The sequence below is a fragment of the Myxococcus sp. AB025B genome (assembly GCF_006518215.1).
Taxonomy (GTDB): domain Bacteria; phylum Myxococcota; class Myxococcia; order Myxococcales; family Myxococcaceae; genus Myxococcus; species Myxococcus fulvus.
Map to the genome: position 1 here is coordinate 1 of NZ_SRLW01000630.1, position 1,402 is coordinate 1,402.

1 protein-coding gene is annotated in these 1,402 nt (G+C 68.8%); it reads right to left on the reverse strand.

What is annotated here, in order from left to right; translation table 11 throughout:
• Positions 1-1,402, reverse strand: a 1,402-nt coding sequence (locus FL311_RS43175; protein ID WP_141333493.1) for an amino acid adenylation domain-containing protein, incomplete at both ends; no start/stop codon positions are given.

Below are 1,402 nucleotides of genomic sequence, written 5' to 3' on the forward strand. Positions count from 1 at the left end.
GGAGTCAGGGGCAGTGCCGCCAGGGAGACGAAGGCGGAGGGCACCATGTACTCGGGGAGGCGCTGGAGGAGGAAGGCGCGGAGGGCCTCTGCGTCAAGCGGAGCGTCGGAGGAGAGGACGACGTAGCCGATGAGGCGCTTGTCGCCCGGGACGTCCTCACGGACGACGGCGGCGGCGTCGCGCAGGCCGGGAGCCATGCGGAGGACGGACTCGACTTCGCCCAGCTCGACACGGAAGCCACGCACCTTCACCTGGAAGTCGAGGCGGCCGAGGAACTCGAGGGTGCCGTCGGCCTTCCAGCGAGCGGAGTCACCTGTGCGGTAGAGACGAGAGCCGGGGATGCTGCTGAACGGGTTGGGCACGAAGGCGGCGGCGGTGGTGTCCGGCCGAGCCAGGTAGCCGTGAGCGAGGTGGGTGCCACCGACGAAGACTTCACCGGCGACGCCGATGGGAACGGGCTGGCCGAGGGAGTCGAGGACGTAGAGCTGGGTGTGGCCAACGGGGCTGCCGATGGAAGGCAGGCGAGGCCAGGCGGAGGGCGCACCGTCGAGACGGAAGGCGGAGACGACGTGGGCCTCGGAGGGGCCGTACTGGTTTTCGAGGACGCTACCGGGGAGCTTCTCGAAGAAGGCGGTGAGGGTGGAGTTGACCTGAAGCTGCTCACCCGCGGTGACGACTTCGCGAAGCGAAGAAGGAAGCGTGGCGCCATGGGAGACGGAGTCGGCCATGGCCTGGAGTGCGACGAAGGGGAGGAAGAGCCGCTCGACCTTCTGCGCGTGCATGAAGTCGAGGAGGGCAGGGATGTCCTGGCGAAGGCCCCCGAGAGGGAGGACGACGTGGGCGCCCACCCACCAGGAGGCGAAGAACTCCTGGATGGAGACGTCGAAGTTGAGGGAGGCGAACTGGAGTGTCACCGCGAGGGGGTTGGGTGACTGCCGGATTTGCCAGGCGAGCAGGAAGCTGAGTGCCCTGTGGGGCATGACGATGCCCTTGGGGATGCCGGTGCTGCCGGAGGTGTAGATGACGTAGGCGATGTCCTCGGGGGAGACGTGAATGCCCGGAGCGGCCAAAGGCCGTCGAGCCACCGCGTCGGCCTCGGAGTCGAGGAGGATGCGTCGAGCGGAGGAGGAGGCGGGGAGGACGGAGGAGAGGGAGGAGTGGGTGAGGACGACAGGCGCGCGGGTGTCCGCGAGCATGAAGGCCAGGCGCTCAGCGGGGTAGTTGGGGTCGAGGGCGACGTAGAAGGCGCCGGCCTTGAGGGTGGCGAGGACGGCGACGGCCATGTCGAGGGACTTGTCGAGGCAGATGCCGACGGCACTGCCCGGAGAGACCCCGAGGGCGAGCAGGTGGTGGGCGAGCTGATTGGAGCGAGCGTCGAGCGCGGCGTAGGAGAGCGAGCGCG